Here is a 16,996-nt window from a genome sequence, read left to right as displayed (position 1 = left end):
ATGGACATCATCGAGTTCCCCGAGCGGCACTACGTCGCCGTCCGCAAGACCATCACCATGACCACGTTCGGCGTGGTCGCCGACCGCATTCCCGACATCTACGCCTGGCTGGTCGCCAAGGGCGCGGCCATGGAGGGCGCGCCGTTCTTCCGCTTCCACGTCATCGACATGGAGGGCGACCTGGACGTGGAGGCGGGCGTGCCGGTGGCCGAGCCGGTGGAGGTGGAGGGTGACTTCGTCGCCGCCACCCTCCCCGCCGGTCGTTACGCCAGCGTGCGCACGATCGGCCACCCCGACCAGCTCTTCCCGGTCATCGAGAAGCTGCGCAACACCCCCGGCCTCGACTTCGACATGACCGAGGAGGCCGACGGCGAGCACTGGGGCACCCGCCTGGAGATCTACCACACCAACCCGGCCGAGCAGCCGGACATGAACAAGTGGGAGATCGAGCTGCAGTTCAGGCTCAAAGACCCAGCGTGACCTTGAGGTCGGCGGCCAGGGCGGCCAGTCCCGCGGCAGCCCTGGTCCTGGCCTCCGCCACCTCGGCCTCCACCGGCACCACCACCTCCAGGTAGCACTTGAGCTTCGGTTCGGTGCCGGAGGGCCGCACGACCACCCGCGCGTCACCGGCCAGCCGGTAGCGCAGGCCGTCGGTCGGGGGCAGCCCGCCCTCGCCCTTGGCGAGGTCGTCGATGCCCTCGACCACGCGCCCGCCGAGCTCCCGCGCGGGCTCGGCGCGCAGCCGCGCCATCGCGCCGGAGATCAGCGACAGGTCCTCCACCCGCACGGAGAGCTGCGAGGTGGCGTGCAGGCCGTAGCGCCTGGCCTGGTCGTCCAGCAGGTCCTGCAGGGTACGGCCGGCCCGCTTGGCCTCGGCCGCGATCGCGGCCACGGTCAACGCCGCCCCGATCCCGTCCTTGTCGTGCACGGGCAACCCGCTGTCGGCCCCGACGCTGTAACCGAGCGCCTCCTCATACCCGTAGACCATGCCCTCGCCCGCCCGCATGATCCACTTGAAGCCGGTCAGCGTCTCGGTGTAGCGCACCCCGTGCGCCGCGGCGATCTTGCCCAGCAGTGTGGAGGACACGATCGTGGTCGCCACCAGCCGCTCGCCGGTGGTGTTGGCGATCACGTACTCGCCGAGCAGCCCGCCCACCTCGTCGCCGGTCAGCATCCGCCACGAGCCGTCGCCCACCGGCACGCCCACCGCGCAACGGTCGGCGTCGGGGTCGTTGGCCAGCACGACGTCCGCGCCGATCTTGACGGCCAGCGCCAGCGCCAGGTCCATCGCCCCCGGCTCCTCCGGGTTGGGGAAGGCGACGGTCGGGAAGGCCGGATCGGGGTTGCGCTGCTCCTCGACCGCCATCGGGCTGGCGAACCCAGCCGCCAGGAAAGCGCCGGTCAGCGTGCCCGCGCCCACCCCGTGCAACGGCGTGTAGGCCACCTTCAGCGTCCGCGCCGTGCCCAGCGGCAGCGCGGTCACCGCCTCGATGTAGTCGTCGACCAGATCCTCGCCCAGCTCGGTGAAGGTCCCGGGCGCCGCCCCGTCCAGCCCCCTCTCCGCGTACGGCGGGCCCAGCGGCAGCCCGTCCACCCGGCCCACCGCGTCGATCGCCGCCGAGATCTGCCCGTCGACCGGCGGCACGATCTGGGAGCCGTCGTTCCAGTAGACCTTGTAGCCGTTGTCCCTGGGCGGGTTGTGGCTGGCCGTCACCGTGACCCCGGCGTCGGCGCCCAGGTGGCGCACGGCGAAGGCCAGCACCGGCGTCGGCAGCGGGCCGGGCAGCAGCGAGGCGTGGACGCCCGCGCCGGTCAGCACCGCGGCGGTGTCGCGGGCGAACACGTCGGACTTGTAGCGGGCGTCGTAGCCGATGACCACGTGCTTGCCGGGGCCGAGTACCGCGGCCAGTCCGGCCGCCGCGCGCATGACCGTGACCCGGTTCATGCGGTTGGGTCCCGCGCCCAGTTCGCCGCGCAGGCCGGCCGTACCGAACTCGAGTTTGGCGCCGAAGCGGGCGGTCAGCGTGTCGAGGTCGGCGCGCTCGATGAGGCCGGACAGCTCGGCGCGGGTGTCGGGGTCGGGGTCCTGGGCCAGCCAGGCGCGGGCCTGCTTCAGCAGTTCGCTCATAGCTGGTCGACCACCTTGGCCAGCAGGCCGCCCATGCGCGCGGCGGTGGTCCTGCCGACCTGGAGGACCTCCTCGTGGTTGAGCGGCTCGCCGGCCAGGCCCGCGGCCGGGTTGGTGACGAGGGAGACGCCGAGCACCTCCAGCCCCGCCTCGCGGGCGGTGATCGCCTCCAGCACCGTGGACATGCCGATCAGGTCGCCGCCCAGCGTGCGCAGCATGCGGATCTCCGCGGGCGTCTCGTAGGTCGGGCCGCGGAAGGCGACGTAGACGCCCTCGGCGATGGCCGGGTCGATCTCGCGGACCAGCGCCCGCAGCCGCTTGCTGTAGACCTCGGTCAGGTCGAGGAAGGTCGTGCCGGTCAGCGGGTTGGCGCCGGTCATGTTGATGTGGTCGCTGATCAGGACCGGGTCGCCGACGTTCTGCGTCTCGGGGCGCAGGCCGCCCGCGGCGTTGGTGAGCACGACCGCCCTCACCCCGGCCGCGGCGACGGTGCGGATGCCGTGGACCACCTTGTCGACCGGCCGGCCTTCGTACAGGTGTGTGCGCCCCAGCAGGACGAGCGCGTGGCGGCCCGCGCCGGTGCGGACGACCCGGATCTTGCCGCCGTGCCCGGCGACCGCGGGCGGCGCGAAGCCGGGCAGGTCGGTGAAGGCGACCTCGGTGACCGTCTGTCCGAGCGCGTCGGCGGCGGGGACCCAGCCGGAGCCCATCACGAGGGCCACGTCGAAGGTGTCGACGCCCGCCGCGCCCTTCAGCGCGGCGGCGGCGTCCTGTGCCAGGGAATAGGCGTCGTTGCTCACCTCAGTAGTTTAGGAGCAGCCTGTCGAGCACCCTCACACCGAACTGCAGGGCCTCGACCGGCACCCGCTCGTCCACGCCGTGGAACATCGACGCGAAGTCCATGTCCTTCGGCAGCCGCAGCGGCACGAACCCGAAGCCCCGGATGTTCAGGTCGGCGAAGAAGGTCTTGTTGTCGGTCCCGCCCGACATGCAGTACGGCACCGCCCGCGCCGTCGGGTCCTCGGCCTTGAGCGCCGCGATCATCGACTCGACCAGCGCCCCGTCGAACGTGGTCTCCAGCGCGATGTCGTGGTGCACGAACTCGCGGCGTACCTTCTCGCCGATCAGCGCGTCGATGGTCTTGAAGAAGTCCTCCTCGTGGCCGGGCAGGAAGCGCCCGTCGACCACGGCGGTGGCCTGGCCGGGGATCACGTTCGACTTGTAGCCGGCGCCGAGCTGGGTCGGGTTGGAGGTGTGGCTCAGCGTGGCGCCGACGAAGCGGACCAGCGGCCCGATCTTGTCGAGCACGTTGCGCGGGTCCGCCGGGTCGAACGGGATCTGGAAGGCGTCGGCCACCTCGGTGAGGAACGTCCGCACGGTCGGCGTCAGCGTGATCGGCCACTCGTGGGCGCCGATCCTGGCGACGGCCTTGGCCACCTCGGTGACCGCGTTGTCGGAGTTGAGCATGGAGCCGTGCCCGGCGGTGCCGTCGGCGATCAGCTTCATCCAGGCCAGGCCCTTCTGGGCCGTCTCGATCAGGTAGAGCCGCAGCGACGGGTCCACTTCGAGCGAGTAGCCGCCGACCTCGCTGATCGACTCGGTGACGCCCTCGAACAGCTCGGGGTGGTGGGCGGTCAGGTGCTTGGCGCCGTAGACGCCGCCGGCCTCCTCGTCGGCGACCCACGCGAAGACGATGTCGCGCCTGGGCTTCCTGCCCTCGCGCTTCATCTGCCGCAGCACGGCCAGCATCATGGCGTCCATGTCCTTCATGTCCACCGCGCCACGGCCCCAGATGTAGCCGTCGCGCACCTCGCCGGCGAACGGGTCCACCGACCAGTCGGCGGCGTTGGCGGGCACGACGTCCAGGTGCCCGTGGACCAGCAGCGCGGGCAGGCCGGGGTCGCTGCCCTCCACGCGGGTCACCACGTTGCCGCGGCCCGGCTCGCTCTCGATGTAGGTGGACTCGATGCCGACCTCGTCCAGCCTGGCCATGACCACTTCCGCGGCGGCCCGCTCACCGGGACCGGTGCCGTCACCGTAGTTGCTGCTGTCGACGCGGATGAGCTCCACGCACAGGTCGGCTACTTCCTTCTCGGCGGGCGTCATGTTCTCTCCAATGTGAGCAGACCGGACTTGCGGAGGTGCCCGCGCTTGTGGGCGCGGGTGATCAGCGTGACGTTGACGTCGGTGACGTCGTCGATCGGGCCGACGACGTTCGTGAGGAAACGGTAGAGGTCGGCCTCGTGCGCGGCGACCACCTGGACGATGACCGAGTGGGTTCCCGAGGTGGCCGCGCAGTAGCGCACGTCCGGGTGGGCGGCGAGGGTCTGGCCCACCTGGTCCAGCCCGTGGGGGCGTACCTTCAGCCAGATCTGCGCCTCGACCTCCAGCCCGAGCAGCGCCGGCTCGATCTCGGCGCGCAGCAGCAGGAGCCTGCGGTCGAGCAGGGAGGCGACCCGGCGGCGGGCGGTCGGCAGCGAGATGTCCAGCCGCTCGGCGATCGCGGTGAAGGCGGCCCTGCCGTCGGCGACCAGCAGCTCGGCGATCTCCTGCTCCAGCGGGGAGAGCCCGTCCTGGTCGGGCAGCGGCCCCGAGCTGTGGACGGGACGCAGCTCGGCGACCTCCTCGGGGGTCAGGAAGGGCGCGTGCCACTCGGCCACGGTCGTGAACGTGTGCAGGACGACCTGGGTGCGGGTCTGCAGGACGCCGCTGATCTCGGTGACCTCGGAGGAGACGATGTCGTGCAGCATGTCCCTGCTCGGGGCGACCAGCTCGCAGCCGAGGTCGGCCTCGCCGGTCAGGGAGTAGACCGAACGGGTGTCGCCGCGCTCGCTCAGCGCCGCCGCCACCTTCGCCGAGGCGCCGGGCTGCACCTGGACGTGCAGGTGGACCGGGCGGCCGTGGCCGGTGCGCAGGTCGTCGTAGATCGCGGTGACCCGGACCATGCCCTCGTTGATGACGCGCTGGAGCCTGCGCGCGACCGTGCGCTCGTGCTCGCCGACGACCCGGGCGATCTCACCCCACGACGCGCGGGGACTGACCTGGAGGGCCGCGATCAGGCGCCGGTCGAGAACGTCCATTGAGAACCGTTTCCATGTCGGGTTTGTAAATAAATCTCTGGATGTTTGACTATTTCGGTCGTCCACTTGCACAGTAGGGCACCACCGCACCTGTAAGCAAAGGAGCCCCTGGTGGCAACCTCACCCGCGACCGAGTCGCCGCTCGGCATCCCGCGAAGCCGTGTCCGCCAGCTCATGGCCGCCAGCATCGGCAACGTGGTCGAGTGGTACGACTGGTACGCCTACGCCGCCTTGGCCGCATATTTCTCCGTCCAGGTGTTCCCCAAGAGCGCCGGTGACTCCTTGGTCCCGCTGCTGGCCACGTACGGGGTCTTCGCGGTCGGGTTCTTCATGCGCCCCCTCGGCGGCCTGCTCGTCGGCTCCTTCGCCGACCGGTTCGGCCGCAAGGCCGCGATGACCTTCACCATCGTGCTGATGGGCGCCGGCTCCCTCATGCTCGCGATCACTCCTACCTACGAGGCGGCGGGCATCCTCGCCCCGATCATTCTGACGCTCGCCCGCCTCATCCAGGGCCTGTCGGTCGGAGGTGAGTTCGCCGCCGCCACGACGTTCCTGGTGGAGTCCGCGGGTCCGGGCCGCCGCGGCCTGTTCTCAAGCTTCCAGTACGTCAGCACGACCATCGGCCAGCTCCTCGCACTTGGCCTGGCCGCCGGGCTGGGAACCATGCTGGCCGCGGCCGACATGAACGGCTGGGGCTGGCGCGTCCCCTTCGTGATCGGCGCCCTGCTCAGCCTGGTGGGCCTGTGGATCCGCAAGGGCGCCGACGAGACCTCCCACGTCGCCCAGGAGATCCAGGAGGGCAGGGCCGAGCGCCCCAGGCTCTTCGACTTCCTGCGCAACTACCCCAAGCAGGCCGCCCTCATCGTCGGCATCACCATCGCCGGCACCGTGGCCTACTACACGTGGACCACGTTCCTGCCCACCTACGCGAACATCACCGTCAACTTCTCCAAGACCGAGGCGCAGCTCGTCGGCACGATCGCGCTCGTCTTCTTCATGCTCCTGCAGCCGCTGCTCGGCATGCTGTCGGACCGGATCGGCCGCAAGCCCCTGCTGATCACCTTCGGCGTGGCCTTCACCCTGCTGCCGGTGCCGCTCCTCAGCATGCTGGACAACTCCTTCGCCAGCCTGCTGCTCATCCAGTGCGTCGGCATGGTCTTCCTCGGCTGCTTCACCTCGATCTCGGCCGCGGTGAACTCCGAACTGTTCCCGACCCGGGTGCGGGCCGCGGGCGCGGGCTTCCCGTACTCGCTCACGGTCGCCCTCTTCGGCGGTACGGCCCCGCTCATCGGCACCGCGTTCATCGACGCGGGGAACCCGGTGGGCTTCCCCTGGTACATGTCGGCGCTGGCCCTGGTCTCGACGCTGGTCTACATCTTCGCCCTGAAGGAGACCAAGGACCAGCCGCTGCGCTGATCACCCGCGTCTCGGATTTCCACCGTCGTACGCCCGGGCGTGTCGCGGACCAGGCCAGAGAGAAGCCGGAGGGGCGCGCGGGGACGGCTGCGCGCTCCCTTCACAGGGACGGTTGCGCGGTTCCCTTCACGGGGCGCGGGGGCTGCTGCGCGGTTCCCTTCACGGGGCGCTGGGGCGGCTGCGCGGTTTCCTTCGCAGGGACGCGCAGTTTCCTTCGCAGGGACGCGCAGTTGTCTTCACAGGGAAGTGCAGGGGCGGCCGCGTAGTTCCTTCACGTAGTCGTCCGGTGCGCCCGCCTTCTCCGCGGCGTCGGCCAGGAAGCCGAGATAGCGGGCCGAGGGCAGGCCGCCCTCGTAGGCGTCGAGGACGTAGAACCAGGCGACCAGCTCGCCCTCCAGCGTCTGCACCCGCAGCCGCACCTTGTGGTAGATGCCGCGCGCCGCGCCCTCCCACTGGTCCAGCGAGTCCTCGTCGAACTCGGGCACGTCATACAGCACCACGAAGACGTGCTCGTCGGGATCCTCGACGATGGTGGCCACCGCGTCGGGACCGCCGAACGTCAGGCGCCAGCCCTGCAGCCAGCCCGCGCTGCGCACCGGGGAGTGGGGCGCGCGCAAGGCCATCTGCCCGGGGTCCAGGTTGCTGCCGTATGCGGCGTAGACAGGCACAGCAGCCAAGACTAGCGTCCCGGCCCCCGCCCCGTTCGCCTGCTGCTCAGGACATGCGGAAGAATGGGACACGTGACTAGGATCGTGATCATCGGTGGCGGACCAGGCGGCTACGAGGCGGCGCTGGTGGCCGCGCAACTAGGCGCGGAGGTCACGATGGTCGAGCAGGACGGTCCAGGCGGCGCGTGCGTGCTCACCGACTGCGTGCCGTCCAAGACGCTCATCGCCACCTCGGTGCGCAAGCAGGCGCTCATGGACGCGCCCTCGCTGGGCGTCGCCTTCTCCGGCGGGCTCGACGGCGACGTCGGCGTCGCCCAGGTCGACCTGCCGCTGGTCAACAAGCGGGTCAAGGAGCTGGCCCAGGCCCAGTCCATGGACATCGAGACCAGGGTCGCCGCCGAGGGCGTCGAGATCATCAAGGCGCACGGGCGCCTCGTGGATCCGCAGGTGGTCAAGGCGGGCGAGCGCACGATCAGGGCGGACGTGGTCCTCGTGGCCACCGGCGCGACCCCGCGCATCCTGCCCGGCGCCGAACCCGACGGCGAGCGCATCCTCACCTGGCGCCAGCTCTACGACCTCGACGAGCTGCCCGAGCACCTGATCGTGGTCGGCTCCGGCGTCACCGGCGCCGAGTTCGCCGGCGCCTACCGCTCCCTGGGCTGCGAGGTCACGCTCGTCTCCAGCCGCGACCGCATGATGCCCAACGAGGACGCCGACGGCGCCGAGGTGCTGGAGGAGGTCTACCGCAGGCGCGGCATGAACGTCATGGGCCGCTCCCGCGCCTCCTCGGTCACGCGTACGGCCGACGGCGTCCTGGTCACGCTGGAGGACGGCCGCGTGGCCGAAGGCTCCCACGCGCTGATGACGGTCGGCATGGTCCCCAACACCACCGGCATCGGCCTGGCCGAGGCGGGCGTACAGCTCGATCGCAACGGCTTCATCAAGGTCGACAAGGTCTCCCGCACCTCCGCGCCCGGCGTCTACGCCGCGGGCGACTGCACCGGCGTCCTCATGCTCGCCTCGGTGGCCGCCATGCAGGGCCGCATCGCCGTCTGGCACGCGCTGGGCGAGGCCGTCCAGCCGCTGCGGCTGGCGACCGTGGCCTCCAACATCTTCACCGACCCGGAGATCGCCGCGGTCGGCGTGGCACAGCGGTCCATCGAGGCCGGTGAGATCGAGGCCAACGTCGTCAAGCTCCCCCTGGCCACCAACGCCAGGGCCAAGATGTCGGGCTTCAACGACGGCTTCGTCAAGCTCTTCTGCCGCCCCCACACCGGCATAGTGCTGGGCGGCGTGGTGGTGGCACCCAGAGCCTCGGAACTGATCCTCGCGGTCTCGGTGGCGGTCCAGCAACGCCTGACGGTGGACCAACTGGCCCACACCTTCGCCGTCTACCCGTCCCTGTCCGGCAGCATCACCGAAGCCGCCCGCCGCCTCATGCAACCAGAAGCCACAATCGGCCTCTAACCCCAGAAGGCCCCGCCCAACCAAGGTGCCAGAACCCCTCCTGCCAACAAGAGGCCGAAACCCCGGCCAACAGAGCGCCCGAACTCTGGCCAACAGGGTGCCAGCACTCCGGTCAACAGGGTGCCGGAGATCCCGGTCAGCAGGGCGCCGAAACTTCGGCCAACCGTGGGCCGGGACCCGGTCAGGCGTGGGCCGGGACGACGGTTGACGTAGGTCGTTGCGGTGGCGCGTTTGTCCGACGTGAGAAGCGACCCCCACGATCGGCGCCCGCGCGGGTCGGCGGGTGGCGTGGGGACGGCTTGCCGTAACGGATGGAAGCGCCGTAACGGATGGAAGCGCCCTGACGGATGGAAGCGCCCTGACGGACAGAAGCGCGCTGACGGATGGGAAAACGGCGGGCGCGCCCTCTGACGAGGACGCGCCCGCAACTAGCCCTGGTGGACTACCAATCGCCGCCGCCGAAATCGCCGCCGCCGAAGTCGCCCCAGCCGCCGCCGTCGCCGCCGCCGAAGTCACCTCCGCCGCCGCCGAAGTCGCCGCCGCCACCGTCGGAGTAGCCCTCCGCGTAGCCGGCGCCGTAGCCGCCCATGCCCCAGCCGCCCAGCATGCTGCCCATCATCGTGCCGATGAACATGCCGGTCATGATGTCGCCGAAGCCGCCGTAGTAGCCGTAGGCGTACGGCTGGTAGGCCGGGCCCGCGTCGTAGTACGGGCGGCGCTGGCCGTCGACCATGACCTCGCGCATCTGCGGGTCGAAGCCGCGCTCGACCGCCTCGGCGTCCATCGCGCAGGCCGGCACGTCGCGCACCGCGCCGCCGGCCGGAGCCCAGCGCACGTCGCGCACGGACGGGCCGTGCTGCGGGTTGAAGAAACAGGGCGCGCGGCGCTCGGGCACCGGCTGGTTGTTGACCCTGGCCTTGACCACGGCCAGCGAGTAGCGGCCGTCCTCCAGCGTCTGCGTGACCTCGCGGATTTGGTCGGTCCGCTCGATCGTGGCGAGCTGGGTCTTGGCCTTCTCGTAGGAGTCGAGGGCGTGCTGCCACTCGTCGATGTGCTGGCCGCCCTCGCCCGCGAGGGTGACGTCGGTGTCGAGCGCGGTGATCTCCTCACCGAACTTGGTGACGTCCTCGTCGACGGTCGTCTTGACCATCGCGAGTTCCTTGGCCTGCTTCTCGGCGAGCTTCTTCTTCTTGTTCTTGGAGTAGAGGAAGTAGCCGCCGCCACCCACCAGGGCGATGGCGCCGAGACCGATGAGCGCGCCGGTGCCGCTGCCGCCGCCGCTGGGCGAGCCGGACGACAGCGCCGACCTGTTCTTGCCCTCGGCCAGCAGGTTGATCCGGTCGACGAACTCGTTCATGCCCGCCACGATGTCGGAGTTGTTGCGCGTCGACAGGTTGGCGATCTGACCGGTGCTGTTGCGGCCGAAGTTCGATCCGGCGAACAGGGTCTTGCCGTCGAGGACTGCGACGGTCACACGGCCGTTCTGCTTGGCCGCGGCCGTCGCGTTGCCCAGGTTGGTCAGGTACGTCTTCACGTCGGTGACCGAGCCGTCGGGCAGTGCCGCGACGTAGATGTCGCTCTTGGAGTCCTTCAAGGTGGACCGGATCTCCGACTGCTGGTCGGACGTCAACGCGGAGCCGGGCTCCACGTAGAGCGGATCCTGCTTGTCCTTCCAATGGGACAGGATGGTCTGGGCGTCAGGCGGCGCCGCGGCGTGAGCAGCGGGGGACAGCGCGAATACAGCGAGTAGACCGGCGATCAGAGCCGCGGTCGCGGCCCCCGCTCGGCGCAGCGAGTGGGTCATGGGCAGCTAGCCTCCTTCGCCCTTCAGGACGAACGGGCGGTCGGGAAAGTTCCTCAACTCGCACGTTACCCGCAGGGAGGGGCGCGCCGGGGCCTCAGGCGTCCTTGATCTCGCAGATCGTCGCCCCGGAGGTCACCGTCTGGCCGACGGCCGCCGCCAGACCGGTGATGACACCCGACTTGTGCGCGGTGAGCGGCTGCTCCATCTTCATGGCCTCCAGCACCACGACCGTGTCGCCCTCGGCCACGGTGTCGCCGTCGCCGGCCACGACCTTGACGATCGTGCCCTGCATCGGGCTGACCAGCGCGTCGCCGCCGGCCGCCGCCTTCTTGGCGCCGCCCGGCCCACGCTTGGGGGCCTTGGCGTTCGCCGACGGCGTACTGCCGGCCGTACCCAGACCGGCGGGCAGGACCACCTCCAGGCGCTTGCCCCCCACCTCGACGGTCACCGTCTCCCTGGCGGGGCTCTCACCGGAGGCGATCTCGCCCGAGTAGGGCGGGATCGTGTTGTCGAACTCGGTCTCGATCCACCGCGTGTGGACCGCGAACGGCTCGGCGGTGAAGGCCGGGTCCTCGACGACGGTCCGGTGGAAGGGCAGCACGGTCGGCATGCCGTCGATCTCGAACTCCGCCAGCGCCCGGCGCGCGCGCTCCAGCGCCTCGGTACGGCTGCGCCCCGTCACCACCAGCTTGGCCACCAGCGAGTCGAACGTCTGGGGCACCGTCATCCCCGCCTCGTACCCGGAGTCGAGCCGCACTCCCGGCCCCGAAGGCGGCCGCAGCACGGTCAGCGTCCCCGGCGCGGGCAGGAAGCCGCGCCCCGGATCCTCGGCGTTGACGCGGAACTCGAAGGAGTGCCCGCGCAGCGCCGGGTCGTCGTAGCCGAGCGCCTCGCCGTCGGCCACGCGGAACATCTCGCGCACCAGGTCGATGCCGGAGACCTCCTCGGTGACCGGGTGTTCGACCTGGAGGCGGGTGTTGACCTCCAGGAAGGAGATCGTGCCGTCCTGGCCGACGAGGAACTCGCAGGTGCCGGCGCCGACGTAGCCGGCCTCGCGCAGGATGGCCTTGGAACTGGTGTAGAGGGTCTCGACCTGCTCGGCGGACAGGAACGGGGCGGGCGCCTCCTCCACGAGCTTCTGGTGGCGGCGCTGGAGGGAGCAGTCGCGGGTGCTGACCACGACCACGTTGCCGTGGACGTCGGCCAGGCACTGGGTCTCGACGTGGCGCGGGCGGTCGAGGTAGCGCTCGACGAAGCACTCGCCCCGCCCGAACGCGGCCACGGCCTCGCGCACCGCGGACTCGTAGAGGTCGGGGACCTCCTGGAGTGTGCGGGCCACCTTGATGCCGCGTCCGCCGCCGCCGTACGCGGCCTTGATGGCGATCGGCAGCCCGTGCCGCTCGGCGAACGCGACGACCTCCTCGACACCGGAGACCGGGTCCTGGGTGCCGGCGACCAGCGGCGCGCCGACCTTGGCGGCGATGTGCCTGGCCCGCACCTTGTCGCCCAGCGCGGCGATGGCGGCGGGCGGCGGCCCGATCCAGGTCAGCCCGGCGTCGATGACGGCCTGGGCGAAGCCGGCGTTCTCCGACAGGAATCCGTAGCCGGGGTGGACGGCGTCGGCGCCCGACTCGGCGGCGATCCGCAGCAGCTTGGCGCTGTCGAGGTAGGTCTCCGCGGGCGACTGACCGCCGAGGGCGTACGCCTCGTCGGCGATCTTGACGTGGAGGGCGTCGAGGTCCTGCTCGGCGTAGACGGCGACGCTGGCGATGCCCGCGTCCTTGCACGCGCGGGCCACCCGTACGGCGATCTCGCCCCGGTTGGCGATGAGAACCTTGTGCACCGGCGTCTTTCCTTCCTGGACGAGCTGAATCGGAGTTTATCGACCGAGGTACGCCCCTCCGTTGACGTGGACCACCTGCCCCGTCAGGTGTCGGGCACCGGGCGAGGCCAGAAAGAGTACGGTCTCGGCCACGTCGGCAGGTGTGGCGGGTCGGCCGTTGCGCGTGTTGTCGACCCTGGCCCTGATGCCGTCCTCGGTCAGCCTGCCGCGGAAGAACTCGGTGTCGACGACCAGGCCGGGGGAGACGACGTTGGCGGTGACGCCGCGGGGGCCGAGTTCGGCGGCCAGGTCGGCGGTCCAGGACTCGACGGCCGCCTTCGCCGCGCCGTACGAGCCGGAGCCGGTGCCGCGGGCGGCGATGGAGCCGATCGAGACGATCCGCCCGCCCTTGCTGAAACGCGGCAGCAGCGCGGTCGTGACCAGGACGGCCGAGATCAGGTTGGCGTTGAGGTTGGCCCACCAGCCCTCGGCCACGTCCTGGATCTCGGCGGACGGCTCGCGGTCGAGGTTGGTGTTGCCGCCCGCGTTGTTGACCAGCACGTCCACGTGTCCTGGCAGGTGGGGCGCGGCCTCCTTGACCGCGGCGGGACTGGCGGCGTCGAAGGCCGCGTAGGCGGCGCCGAGCCGTTCGGCGGACGCCTTCAGTACGTGCTCGCGGCGGCCGGTGATCGTGACGCGGTCGCCTAGCGCGATGAACGCCGCGGCGATCGCGTACCCGATGCCGGTGCCGCCACCGGTGACGACAACCTCGCGCATGGGGACGAAGCTCCTCTGGGGTCAGAACAATCCTCTGGAAGACCATAACCGCTCGGCATAACTGGGGGCGATGGGCCCCTGTGGTGCCTATGGTGAGGGCGCTCTCTCGTCGCGACAGCAGGAGGCATTCATGAGTCAGGGTCTGCTTGGTGGCAACCCCGCGGAAATGCAGCAGATGGCGACCCAGTTCACGCAGCAGTCGGAGACGGTGCGGGCCACGATGGCGGCGCTGGACCGCGAGGCTGCCAAGGTCGGCACGGCCTGGACCGGCCCCGGCGCCGACCGCTTCAACGGCGCCTGGCAGACCTACCGGGCCTCCTTCCAGCGGATGGCCGAGGAGCTCCAGGAGGCGGCCCGGGTGATCAACACCTACCGGGGCAACATCGAGTCCGCCACGCGCTGACCTGCCACGGCTCCGCGGCGTGCGCGCCGCGGAGCCGTACCGCGCGGTGGGGTAGCGAGCGGGGCCCGGTTGCTTGCGGGACGGAGCGGGCGAATGCGGACGGGATAGGGTAAACGGCCATGATGGGTCGCGCCTTTCTGGTCAGCCTGATCGCGCTGCAACTCCTCGCCGCGCCCGCCGCGGCCCAGGTGGCGCGCGACGACTGCGACCCGGAGAAGGGCAACTTCCAGCCCGGCGTCTCGTGGGCGCAGCAGCGGATGGACGTCAAGCGGGTGTGGCCGCTGACCAGGGGCGACGGCGTCAAAGTCGCCGTGATCGACAGCGGCGTCGACCTGACCCACCCGCAGATCCCGGTCTCGGGCAAGGCGGACCTGACCGGCAAGGGCTACCGCGACTGCGTGGGCCACGGCACCGCCGTCGCCGGCATCATCGCCGCCCGCGACATGAAGGGCGTCGCCTTCCACGGGATGGCGCCGAACGTGAGCCTGATGTCGTTCAAGCAGTCGCACGACGGCAAGGGTGAACTCGCGCTGCTGGTGAAGGCCATCAAGGCCGCGGCCGACCTCGGCGCCGAGGTGATCAACGTCTCGATCCAGACCGAGCACCACACCGCGCTGAAGGCGGCGGTCGACTACGCGCTCGCCAAGGACGCGGTCATCGTCGCCGCCGCGGGCAACGTCACCAAAGAGGACCGGACGGTGAGCGCCGCCTACCCCGCTGCCTACGAGGGCGTGCTGGCCGTCGGCGCCGCCAACCGGCAGGGCGTGCGCTCCGACTTCTCCAACTCCAAGACGCCGGTGGCGGTGCTCGGCCCCGGTCAGGAGATCACCGCGACCTGGCCCGGCAAGGCCTACCAGTCCGACCTGAACGGCACGAGCTTCGCGGTGCCGTACGTGACGGGCGTGGCCGCGCTGGTGCGGGCGCGTTTCCCCCACCTCAACCAGGACCAGGTACGGCGCCGCGTCATCGCCACCGCCGAGGGCTCCACCGGCAAGGGCACCGGCGCGGGCATGGTGAACCCGATGCTGGCGGTCACGATGGTCCTGCCGTACGAGCCGGTGAACGCCCCGGTGGTGGCCCCGCCGCCGCCCGTGCCGCTGGGCAGGGACGCGGTGACCAAGGCGCCGCCCGTGGACCACGACGCGATCGCGAAGGCCGGGATCATCGCCGGGTTCGCCGCGCTCCTGGCCGTTCTCGTCGTCACCGCACGGGTGTTCGTGCCCATGAGCCGGCGGCGGGCGCGCGGCTCCGGTTGAGTGTCAGTACGGCGTCTTGACAGTGAAATGTCGGATCGTAACCGAAACTACTGATACATATGGGGCTTTTTTGGTTCAATGTGTCTCGATCATGACTACTCATGAAAGAGACGGCCAATGACGCCTTTGCGGCCGGAGGATCCCCCGCAGATCGGCCAGTACACCCTGCTCGGGTTGCTGGGTGAGGGACCTCGTGGGGTCATATACCTCGGCCGGGAGGAGGACGACGCCCCCATCAGGGCGATCAAGCTCCTGCCGCCCGAGCCCGAGGTCACACCGGAGGCTCTCGCTCGGTTCACCGCGGCCAAGCGGGTCTCGAGTTCCTATATCGCCCGCGTGCTCGACTCGGGCTGGCACGAGGACCGGCCGTACCTGGTCCGCGAGCACGTCGAGGGCCGCAGCCTGGCCGCGACCGTGGCCGAGGACGGCCCGCTGGCCGAGGACGCGCTCGAACGGCTGGCGCTCGGCATCCTCACCGCCCTGTCGGCCGTGCACCTGGCGGGCATCGCGCACCGCAGCCTGACCCCGCACAACGTCATCATGGGCGCCGACGGCCCGAGGGTCACCGACGTCGGACTCGGCGACCCCGCCGGCGAGGTCGGCTACCAGGCGCCCGAGCAGATCAACGGCCTGCAGTACGGCCCGTACGCGGACGTGTTCGCCTGGGGCGCCGTCGTCGCCTTCGCCGGCAGCGGCGAGCCGCCGTTCGGCCAGGACGGGCAGGCCGTCCTGAACGCCGAGCCGCACCTGCCCTTCGACGCCCAGCCGCTGCGCCGCGTCGTGCTGGCCGCGCTGGCCAAGGGCGTGCACCAGCGGCCGACCACCTACACGGCGCTGCTGCAGTTGCTCGGTGACACCGGGCCGGCCAGCGGGATGATCCCGCCGCCCGCCGTTCATCCCGACGCGCAGACCCTGATCCACCAGGAGGAGCCGGTCCAGGGGGTGCCGGTGCAGCCGGGGCCGCCGGCGGTTTCGCCCGCGCCGCCGTACCAGCAGCAGGGGCCCTCGTGGGGGCCGCCGCAGATCCCGAACCAGCAGCAGCCGCCGATCAGGGTGGAGCCGCTCGCCGGCGCCGCCGTGGGGCCCGAGCGGCCGCGCAAGCGCTTCCCCGTCGCCCTCGTGGCCGGGCTGGGCGTCATCGCGCTGCTGTCCGGCGTCGGCTTGTGGGGCGCGGGACGGTACGCGGAGATCCAGCCGGTCGCGCAGTCGGCGGCCGAGGGCAACAACGTGGTGAAGATCCCGTCCGTGGCCGGCGAGTCGGGCACGGGGCCGGGCGGCGTGCCCACGGGGGGCGTTCCCGTGGACGGCCAGGCGCAGCCCGATCAGCCGCAGCCGACGATCACGGTCCCGTGGGCGGTCACCTCGCCGCCGCTGGACGAGGATGGCGTGGGCCCGCTGGTACTGCCGACCGAGTGGCCCTCGGCCAGCGGCACGCCGTCGGTGCCCGAGCTGACCTCCCCGCCGACGCCGACCGCCGCGCCCACGGTGCCCGCGGTGCCGACCACGCCGCCGACGCAGCAGCCGAACCCGCAGCCGACGACGGAGAAGCCGCGCAAGGGCAAGCCGACCCCGACGGCCACGGTGACCAAGACGGAGCGGCCGACCGAGAAGCCCTCGGAGAAGCCGACCGAGAAGCCCACCGAGAAGCCGACGGAGAAGCCCACCGAGGAGCCCAAGCCGACTCCGACGACCGAGGAGCCGAAGCCCACCCCCACGCAGAAGCCGACGCCCACGCAGAAGCCGACGCCCACGCAGAAGCCGACGCCGACGCAGAAGCCCAAGCCGACGCCTACCCAGAAGCCGACGCCCACGAAGAAGCCCGACCCGCCGAAGCCCGCGCCGGAGAAGCCGAACCCGCACACGCCGACCTCGGCCTGCGGTGGCGGGTTCTACGTCCAGCGCAGCCAGTCGTTCGCCGGTGGCACCACCTACCAGCTCTACAACAAGAGCACCGGTGAGAACTGCGTGGTCACGATGAAGACCGTCAACGTCGGCAAGGCCACCCCGGTCAGCGCCACCCTGGAGGTCCAGGGCGGCGGTTCCAGGACCGACAGCGGCAACTTCGAGTACTACGCCGGCCCGGTGAAGCTGCCCGCCAAGGGCAAGTGCGTGCGGTTCTCCGGGAGCGCGGGCTCCGGGAGCACCAGCGCGGGCTGGGGCAACTGCGGATAACCA

The 16,996-nt window shown here is 71.0% G+C and carries 14 protein-coding genes; 6 read left to right on the top strand and 8 right to left on the bottom strand.

Annotated features, from left to right (window positions below; genetic code table 11):
- Window positions 1-480, top strand: a complete 480-nt coding sequence (locus ACIBEJ_RS16395; protein ID WP_397183547.1) for a GyrI-like domain-containing protein — start codon at window positions 1-3, stop codon at window positions 478-480.
- On the opposite strand, the gene ACIBEJ_RS16390 is transcribed toward ACIBEJ_RS16395, so the two are convergent.
- Genes ACIBEJ_RS16390 through ACIBEJ_RS16375 form a run of 4 tightly spaced genes read right to left on the bottom strand, consistent with a single transcriptional unit; the run spans window position 464 to window position 5,208 of the window.
- Entirely contained in the window at window positions 464-2,128 is a 1,665-nt protein-coding gene (locus ACIBEJ_RS16390; RefSeq protein ID WP_397183546.1) for a phospho-sugar mutase, read from the bottom strand. The two genes, ACIBEJ_RS16395 and ACIBEJ_RS16390, sit on opposite strands and share 17 nt — an antisense overlap.
- Window positions 2,125-2,928 (bottom strand): purine-nucleoside phosphorylase, encoded by an 804-nt coding sequence (locus ACIBEJ_RS16385; RefSeq protein ID WP_397183545.1) that lies wholly within the window; start codon window positions 2,926-2,928, stop codon window positions 2,125-2,127. The genes ACIBEJ_RS16390 and ACIBEJ_RS16385 overlap by 4 nt, the downstream gene beginning before the upstream one ends.
- Window position 2,929: 1 nt before the next feature.
- Window positions 2,930-4,234 carry a M20/M25/M40 family metallo-hydrolase gene (locus tag ACIBEJ_RS16380; RefSeq protein WP_397183544.1) on the bottom strand — a complete coding sequence of 435 codons (1,305 nt, stop codon included), beginning with the start codon at window positions 4,232-4,234 and terminating at the stop codon, window positions 2,930-2,932.
- Window positions 4,231-5,208 (bottom strand): Lrp/AsnC family transcriptional regulator, encoded by a 978-nt coding sequence (locus ACIBEJ_RS16375; protein WP_397183543.1) that lies wholly within the window; start codon window positions 5,206-5,208, stop codon window positions 4,231-4,233. Before ACIBEJ_RS16375 ends, ACIBEJ_RS16380 begins: the two co-directional genes overlap by 4 nt.
- A gap of 111 nt (window positions 5,209-5,319) precedes the next feature.
- Between ACIBEJ_RS16375 and ACIBEJ_RS16370 the strand changes: the two genes are divergently transcribed.
- Window positions 5,320-6,624: an MFS transporter gene (locus tag ACIBEJ_RS16370; RefSeq protein WP_397183542.1), complete on the top strand. Its 1,305-nt coding sequence runs from the start codon at window positions 5,320-5,322 to the stop codon at window positions 6,622-6,624.
- A gap of 236 nt (window positions 6,625-6,860) precedes the next feature.
- Here the strand turns inward: ACIBEJ_RS16370 and ACIBEJ_RS16365 are convergent, their stop codons facing one another.
- Window positions 6,861-7,292: a gamma-glutamylcyclotransferase gene (locus ACIBEJ_RS16365; RefSeq protein WP_397183541.1), complete on the bottom strand. Its 432-nt coding sequence runs from the start codon at window positions 7,290-7,292 to the stop codon at window positions 6,861-6,863.
- 72 nt (window positions 7,293-7,364) lie between these two features.
- On the opposite strand from ACIBEJ_RS16365, the gene ACIBEJ_RS16360 reads away from it, so the two are divergent.
- Window positions 7,365-8,759: an NAD(P)H-quinone dehydrogenase gene (locus ACIBEJ_RS16360; RefSeq protein WP_397183540.1), complete on the top strand. Its 1,395-nt coding sequence runs from the start codon at window positions 7,365-7,367 to the stop codon at window positions 8,757-8,759.
- A gap of 442 nt (window positions 8,760-9,201) precedes the next feature.
- Here ACIBEJ_RS16360 and ACIBEJ_RS16355 read toward each other — a convergent pair whose 3' ends face one another.
- The 3 genes from ACIBEJ_RS16355 to ACIBEJ_RS16345 all read right to left on the bottom strand — a co-directional run bounded on the left by ACIBEJ_RS16355 (window position 9,202) and on the right by ACIBEJ_RS16345 (window position 13,162).
- Window positions 9,202-10,563 carry a hypothetical protein gene (locus ACIBEJ_RS16355; RefSeq protein WP_397183539.1) on the bottom strand — a complete coding sequence of 454 codons (1,362 nt, stop codon included), beginning with the start codon at window positions 10,561-10,563 and terminating at the stop codon, window positions 9,202-9,204.
- 94 nt (window positions 10,564-10,657) lie between these two features.
- Window positions 10,658-12,406: an acetyl/propionyl/methylcrotonyl-CoA carboxylase subunit alpha gene (locus ACIBEJ_RS16350; protein WP_397183538.1), complete on the bottom strand. Its 1,749-nt coding sequence runs from the start codon at window positions 12,404-12,406 to the stop codon at window positions 10,658-10,660.
- Window positions 12,407-12,442: 36 nt separating this feature from the next.
- On the bottom strand, window positions 12,443-13,162 hold the full coding sequence (locus ACIBEJ_RS16345) for an SDR family NAD(P)-dependent oxidoreductase (RefSeq protein ID WP_397183537.1): 720 nt from the start codon (window positions 13,160-13,162) through the stop codon (window positions 12,443-12,445).
- A 130-nt stretch (window positions 13,163-13,292) separates the two neighbouring features.
- On the opposite strand from ACIBEJ_RS16345, the gene ACIBEJ_RS16340 reads away from it, so the two are divergent.
- From ACIBEJ_RS16340 to ACIBEJ_RS16330, 3 genes are all read left to right on the top strand, one after another.
- On the top strand, window positions 13,293-13,565 hold the full coding sequence (locus tag ACIBEJ_RS16340) for a WXG100 family type VII secretion target (protein WP_184957858.1): 273 nt from the start codon (window positions 13,293-13,295) through the stop codon (window positions 13,563-13,565).
- A 119-nt stretch (window positions 13,566-13,684) separates the two neighbouring features.
- Complete coding sequence (locus ACIBEJ_RS16335) at window positions 13,685-14,821, top strand: S8 family serine peptidase (protein ID WP_397183536.1); 1,137 nt, start codon at window positions 13,685-13,687, stop codon at window positions 14,819-14,821.
- A gap of 117 nt (window positions 14,822-14,938) precedes the next feature.
- Window positions 14,939-16,993, top strand: a complete 2,055-nt coding sequence (locus ACIBEJ_RS16330; protein ID WP_397183535.1) for a serine/threonine protein kinase — start codon at window positions 14,939-14,941, stop codon at window positions 16,991-16,993.
- Window positions 16,994-16,996 lie beyond the last annotated feature (3 nt).

Source organism: Nonomuraea sp. NPDC050790, assembly GCF_044456745.1.
Lineage (GTDB): Bacteria > Actinomycetota > Actinomycetes > Streptosporangiales > Streptosporangiaceae > Nonomuraea.
This window is presented reverse-complemented; position numbering and strand designations above follow the sequence as displayed.